We start from the raw sequence: 6,138 nt of genomic DNA, 5'->3' as shown, positions 1-6,138 counted from the left end.
CTAGAGCGGGATGGGTCTAGTTTGAATCGATTGAGGATTCCCAAATCAGCTTGGTTCTGATTCAACATGCTGGCTGGAAGGAGGCCAGCATGGATGGGGCGAGCCTATTCGGAAGATCTTCGCGAGCGGGTGGTCAGGTCCGTCATCAAGGGCGGCTTGTCGCGGCATCAGGCGGCCGCCCAATTTGGGGTGGGTGTCAGCACAGCGATCAACTGGGTACGGCGCTTCCGCGAGACTGGCAGCGTCAAGCCGGACCAGATCGGTGGCTATAGGCCAAAGAAGATTGCGGGAGCGCACCGCGAATGGCTGATGCAAAGGTGCCGGGAGGCGGATTTTACCGTGCGCGGGCTGGTGGCCGAGCTCACCGAGCGTGGTCTCAAGGTCGATTACCGCACGATGTGGGAGTTCGTCCACGCTGAGAAACTCAGTTACAAAAAAAGACGCTGATTGCCGCCGAGCAGGACCGTCCCGATGTCGCGCGTCGGCGGGCGCAGTGGACCAAGTATCGGGATCGGATCGATCCCACTCGCCTGGTGTTCATCGATGAGACCTGGACCAAAACCAATATGGCGCCCCTGCGGGGCTGGGCGCCGCGCGGTCAACGCATCACATCCAAGGTGCCGCACGGCCGCTGGCGCACCATGACCTTCATCGCCGCTTTGCGCCACGATCGCATCACCGCTCCGTGGTTCATCGAGGGACCGATCAACGGCGAAGCCTTCCTTCTTTACATCGAGAAGGTTCTGGTTCCGACGCTGCGGCACGGTGACATCGTGATCATGGACAATCTGGGCTCGCACAAGGCTAAGGCCGTTCGCCTTGCCATCCGCGCCGCCGGCGCCCGGCTCTTCTACCTGCCGAAATACTCGCCCGATCTCAATCCGATCGAGCAGTTCTTCGCCAAGTTCAAACATTGGCTGCGCAAAGCCGCACAGCGAACCACCGAGGCCGTCTTCGATGCGATCGCTCCGATCCTCGATACCGTCTCACCGGCCGAGTGCGCCAATTACTTCGCCAACGCCGGATATGAACAAACCTAATCTCATCATGCTCTAGTTGGTCCATCTGGATGTGGCAAGTCGACGACGCTTCGCATGATCGCCGGTCTCGAGAACATCAGCGCCGGGACTATCCGGATCGGAGACAAAGTCGTCAATGATGTGCCGCCAAAGGATCGTGACATCGCGATGGTATTTCAGAACTATGCGCTCTATCAGCACATGACGGTGTTCGACAATCTGGCGTTCGGGTTGCGAAACCGGAAAGTCCCGGAAACGGAAATTACGAGCGAAGTCACCCGCGCGACGCAAATGCTCGGTCTGGAGCCGCTCCTGGCACGCAAGCCGTTTCAACTCTCCGGCGGCCAGCAGCAGCGTGTGGCTCTTGGACGGTGTATCGTACGTCGGCCACAAGTCTTCCTGTTCGACGAACCCCTCTCGAACCTCGATGCCAAGCTGCGTGCGCAGATGCGGATCGAGATCAAGGCGCTGCGCGAGCGCGTGCCTACCACATCGGTCTATGTCACCCATGATCAGGTTGAGGCGATGACGCTTGGTGACAGGGTTGTGGTCATGAAGGACGGCTGGATTCAGCAGATCGGCACGCCGCTGCAGATCTACAATCGACCGGCCAACCGGTTCGTCGCGAGCTTCATCGGGGCGCCTGCAATGAACTGTCGAGCTTGTCGAAGAACTCGGTGTCATGTCTGCGCAGGCGAAGGAGTTCAAGGTCGAGTTGCCGCTCGAACAGGCGGCGGTCCTGCGCAAGTATGGCGCCAAGACGGTGACTCTAGGTATCCGGCCCGAGCATATACGTTTTGGCATTCCTTCAGACAATGCGGGCTCATCCTTCAGCGGCGTCGTCACCGTCACCGAGCAACTTGGTTCGGAACAGGTGATCGCTCTCACCGTTGCGGACAGCACGATCATGGCATCGCGTATTTCGCCAGAGACGGAGGTCAGCCCTCATGCCAGCGTGCAGATGTGGGTGGATGCCAAGGCGCTGCAATTCTTCGATGATAAAACGGAAATGGCGATTAGATAGTCGTCTGTACGCGTCATGCACTTTGAATATCGAACAGCGGAAAGGCAAGAACAATGACTGTGATGCAGGCGAACGTCGGCGATAGCGTTCGATTTTCGAAGACGGTCGGAGAGTCCGATATCTATCTCTTTGCAGGTCTGACCGGTGATCTTTCGCAAAATCACGTCGACGACGAATTCATGAGCCATTCGATTTACGGCAAGCGCATTGCCCATGGCGCGCTGATGGTCGGATTCATTTCAACGGCCTCGACCCGAATGATTGAAGAAAGCCTGCGAAAGGGCATTGATACGACACCCGTATCGCTCGGCTACGATGGCGTGCGGTTTCTGAAGCCCGTCTACATCAACGATACGGTGACAGTGACCTATACCATCAGCGAAATCGACCAGGAGCGCCGCCGCACGCTTGCCAATGTGGACGTCACCAACCAGCATGGCGAACTCGTCGCCGTAGGTAAGCATCACCTCAAATGGACGCGCAACGCGACGAAGCGGCCTACGTTCTAGGCGATACCGAAGGCGATCGCACGTGTATGTGGAAAGAAGAGGTGGCCGGAAAAGGCAACTGGAGGAAATGGTGAGAAAAGCCAAGCCGCGATGGGAAGAGGCAATCGAACGGATGCGCTGCCGAGTCGATCAGACGCTGGAGAGCCTGCAATCGGAGTTCCCGCACTGGGCCGAGGCCGCGACGGGAAAATGGACCACGACTGTCGACGGCGACTGGACCGGCGGCGCGTGGCCGGGCATGTTGTGGTTGTTTGCGCGACGAACGGGGAGCTCCAGGTATCTGGATGCTGCCAGGCTGTGGAGCAGCCGGCTCAAGCCGCGGGCGCATCTGCAAACTGCGTTCAAGGGCTTTGGGTTCTACTACGGCGCTGCACTTGGCGACCTCCTGTGCGCGAACAACGATGCCGCGACATTGGCGCTGGATGCTGCCCAATCGCTGAAGGGCCAATATGAGCCGAGGCTGGGCCTCATTCCGCTTGGTGGTGACGCCGAGGAGTCGGAGGACGTAGGCAATTCCTTCAGCAGCATCGATTCCTTGCAGGCGGTTCCGCTCCTGTTCTGGGTGGCGGAGAAGACGGGGGAAGCATCGTTCGCTGACGTCGCCGCGCGACATACGACGCGGGTGCTGGATATTCACATGCGGCCCGACGGTTCGATCGTGCAGTCGAGCGAGCTCAATCCAGCGAACGGCAAGGTCGTCCGCCATTTTACTCACAAGGGCTTTAGCGAGAGCAGCGTTTGGGCGCGGGCGCAGGCCTGGGGCCTCGTCTATGCCGCGGTCGCGCTTGCCCATCGTCCGCAGGAAAAGCGCTGGATGCAGCAGCTGATCGCGGGCGCCGACTGGTGGCTGTCGCATGTGCCGCCCGGCCTGGTGGCGTTCTGGGATTTCGATGATCCTGCGATCCCCCATTCGGAGACCGATACGGCGGCCACTGCAATCGTTTGCTCGGCACTGCTCAAGCTGGGGCGACTTGCGCCGTCCGCCGACCTCCGCGCGAAATATCGAGACGCAGGCGAGCGCACAGCTAGGGCTCTGATCGACGGCTATCTTACGCCAGTCGGGGCAGGGGAGGACCGTCCCCAGGGCATGCTGGTCGGCGCCTGCTTCAACAAACGACGCGACGCCCGCGCGCGGGACTCCGCGACCAATGCTGAGACGATCTTCGGCTCCTATTATCTGCTGGAGTCGCTGAACGTCCTCGATGGTTTGATCGACGCTGAAAAGATCTAAACATATCGATAGATTTCACCTCTCCCGATGCGTGGAGCCATGTTATGAGAAGTTCAGACTCTCCGGTCTACAGCGGCTTGTTCCCGGTCGCTCCTACTCCGTTCACGGAGGACGGTGACCTCGACCTCGAAGGACAGAAGCGTCTGCTGGACTGCATGATCGACCAAGGCGTCGACGGCATTTGCATTCTGGCCAACTATTCCGAGCAGTTCTTGTTGTCGGACGAGGAGCGCGATGCGCTGGTCGATCTCTGCCTGTCGCACGTCGCTGGTCGCAAGCCGGTGATGGTGACCTGCAGCCATTTCAGCACCCGGATCGCGGAGGAGCGGGCGCGCTATGCGACCGAGCGCGGCGCGGGCCTGTTGATGCTGATGCCACCCTGCCATGGTATGGGCCGGGCTGTGGGGACGCTGACACGTGCCGACGCAGATCGAGCGAGATCCTGAGGATTGCACATGATACCGCTGAACGCTGCATCAGTTCTGCCAGATGACGGCACCGCCGGGACACTGGTCGGCCGGGTCTGGCTGCCTTCTGGGGGCGGGCCTGCGGTGGTGGCTGTTTGGGAGGACGGCGTCTACGACTTAACCGCGCGGTTTCCGACCGTGAGCATGCTGGCCGAGGAGGCTGATCCGGTTGGCGCGATTCGCGAGGTCCCCGTCACTCGGATCTCTGATCTCGATAGCATCCTGAGCAACACGCCTCCGGATAGCCGCGACCTAGGCAAGCCTTGGCTTCTGCCGCCGATCGATCTTCAGGTGTTGAAGGCCGCCGGCGTGACTTTCGCAGTCTCAATGCTGGAGCGGGTGATCGAGGAGCGGGCGGTCGGCAATCCCTCGGCGGCCGCGGAAATTCGCGCTGAGATGGTCCGCCTGGTCGGCGATGATCTTTCCAAACTCAAGCCAAGCTCACCACAGGCGATGCGCTTGAAGGAGGTACTGATCGAACAGCAGGCCTGGAGCCAGTATCTTGAGGTCGGAATCGGGCCTGATGCTGAGGTTTTCACCAAGGCGCCGGTGCTGTCCTCAGTCGGAACGGGAATGGACGCTGGGCTTCATCCCAAATCGGCCTGGAATAACCCGGAACCGGAGGTCGTTCTCGCGGTCTCCAGCCGAGGCAAGATTGTCGGCGCTGCACTTGGCAATGACGTCAACTTGCGCGATTTCGAGGGGCGTTCGGCGCTGTTGCTGTCCAAGGCCAAGGACAACAATGCATCCTGCGCAATTGGACCGCTGCTGCGGCTGTTCGACCGGACCTTTTCGCTCGACGATATCCGCAAGATGGACATTGCAATGAACGTCACTGGCAACGACGGGTTCATTCTCGATGCGCATTCATCGATGGGCAAGATCAGCAGAGACCCTGAGGATCTGGTTGCCCAGACCCTCGGGCTCGCGCATCAGTACCCGGACGGTTTCGTGTTGTTCCTTGGCACGATGTTCGCGCCGGTAAAGGACCGCGATATTCCTGGCCAAGGCTTTACCCACAAGCGCGACGATATCGTCACCATCAAATCGGCAAAGCTCGGAACGCTCGTCAACCGGATGCGTCCGAGCGACGAATGCGAGCACTGGACTTTCGGCTTAACCGCATTGATGAAAAATTTGGCTGCTCGGAGACATCTATAGTCTGATGCCGCACCGAGAGCGCATGATGTGCGCTCCCGCCGTCTACTCTGCTGCCTCGCCCCGAGCGCGAACTGCCCATCAGGTTTCCGGAATTTCGATCTTCTGAACGTGGCGCAGCCATGCAACTCGATAGAATTGATGCTCGTCTTCTTGACCTCGTACAGCGCAACAATCGCCTGACCAGTGAAGAACTCGGCGCGAAGGTCGGTTTGTCTGCATCCGGAGTTCAGCGCCGACTGAAGCGCCTACGATCACAACGCGTCATAGAAGGAGACGTTTCAATCGTCTCGCCAAAAGCAATCGGACGGAACGTGAGCCTGTTGGTTCTCATTTCGTTTGAGCGCGATCGGACCGATATCGTCGATCGCTTTAAGCAGACAATCCGCAAAATGCCAGAGGTGATGAGCGGATTCTACGTTACTGGACAGACTGACTTCGTTCTCCTAGTAACAGCAAATAGTATGGAAGAGTACGAGCAGTTTACTCGGCTCTTAGTAGATGAAAACCCAGACATAAAGCGCTTTGAAAGTATGGTCGTTTTGGACAGAGTCAAAGCCGGATTCACTTTACCAATGGCTTCTATCGCATGCTGGTGACCAAGCTAGGCTAGAGCGCAGCGGTTTGAGGTCCAGCCGGAGAGGCCAGCTGGCGGCCGAGCTCAAGCCGTGCGGCTGTAATAAAGCGCGTGTGCAACGACGGCTGAATGTTGCGATCGTTCAGAAAGTGT

Annotated in this window: 7 protein-coding genes and 1 pseudogene; all 8 read left to right on the top strand. The window is 59.1% G+C overall.

Translation table 11 applies throughout. From position 1 onward, the window contains the following. The first annotated feature begins 93 nt into the window (after positions 1-93). The 8 genes and pseudogenes from YUO_RS45060 to YUO_RS0125855 all read left to right on the top strand — a co-directional run bounded on the left by YUO_RS45060 (position 94) and on the right by YUO_RS0125855 (position 6,007). Positions 94-1,040 (top strand): IS630 family transposase gene (locus tag YUO_RS45060; RefSeq protein WP_156908776.1). Its coding sequence is split into 2 segments (ribosomal slippage): positions 94-432 and positions 435-1,040, totalling 945 coding nucleotides; the frame shifts between segments, so codons are not numbered across the junction. Between the two features lie 54 nt (positions 1,041-1,094). Continuing rightward, a pseudogene (locus YUO_RS48990) lies at positions 1,095-1,643 on the top strand (ABC transporter ATP-binding protein); the annotation flags it as partial. 58 nt (positions 1,644-1,701) lie between these two features. Beyond that, the gene (locus tag YUO_RS48985) at positions 1,702-2,043 is read left to right on the top strand and encodes a TOBE domain-containing protein (RefSeq protein WP_028349878.1); all 342 of its coding nucleotides are present in this window, start codon (positions 1,702-1,704) and stop codon (positions 2,041-2,043) included. Between the two features lie 53 nt (positions 2,044-2,096). Beyond that, on the top strand, positions 2,097-2,552 hold the full coding sequence (locus YUO_RS0125875; RefSeq protein ID WP_028349877.1) for a MaoC family dehydratase: 456 nt from the start codon (positions 2,097-2,099) through the stop codon (positions 2,550-2,552). 70 nt (positions 2,553-2,622) lie between these two features. After that, on the top strand, positions 2,623-3,783 hold the full coding sequence (locus YUO_RS0125870) for a glycoside hydrolase family 88 protein (protein ID WP_198028093.1): 1,161 nt from the start codon (positions 2,623-2,625) through the stop codon (positions 3,781-3,783). Positions 3,784-3,827: 44 nt separating this feature from the next. Further along, complete coding sequence (locus YUO_RS0125865) at positions 3,828-4,229, top strand: dihydrodipicolinate synthase family protein (protein WP_028349875.1); 402 nt, start codon at positions 3,828-3,830, stop codon at positions 4,227-4,229. Positions 4,230-4,238: 9 nt separating this feature from the next. Next, positions 4,239-5,411, top strand: a complete 1,173-nt coding sequence (locus tag YUO_RS0125860) for a fumarylacetoacetate hydrolase family protein (RefSeq protein ID WP_028349874.1) — start codon at positions 4,239-4,241, stop codon at positions 5,409-5,411. A 119-nt stretch (positions 5,412-5,530) separates the two neighbouring features. Next, the gene (locus YUO_RS0125855) at positions 5,531-6,007 is read left to right on the top strand and encodes an Lrp/AsnC family transcriptional regulator (RefSeq protein ID WP_028349873.1); all 477 of its coding nucleotides are present in this window, start codon (positions 5,531-5,533) and stop codon (positions 6,005-6,007) included. The last annotated feature ends 131 nt before the right edge of the window (positions 6,008-6,138 follow it).

This window comes from Bradyrhizobium murdochi (genome assembly GCF_000472965.1).
Lineage (GTDB): Bacteria > Pseudomonadota > Alphaproteobacteria > Rhizobiales > Xanthobacteraceae > Bradyrhizobium > Bradyrhizobium murdochi.
The sequence above is the reverse complement of the archived record's forward strand: the minus strand, read 5'-3'. Positions and strand labels throughout refer to the sequence as shown.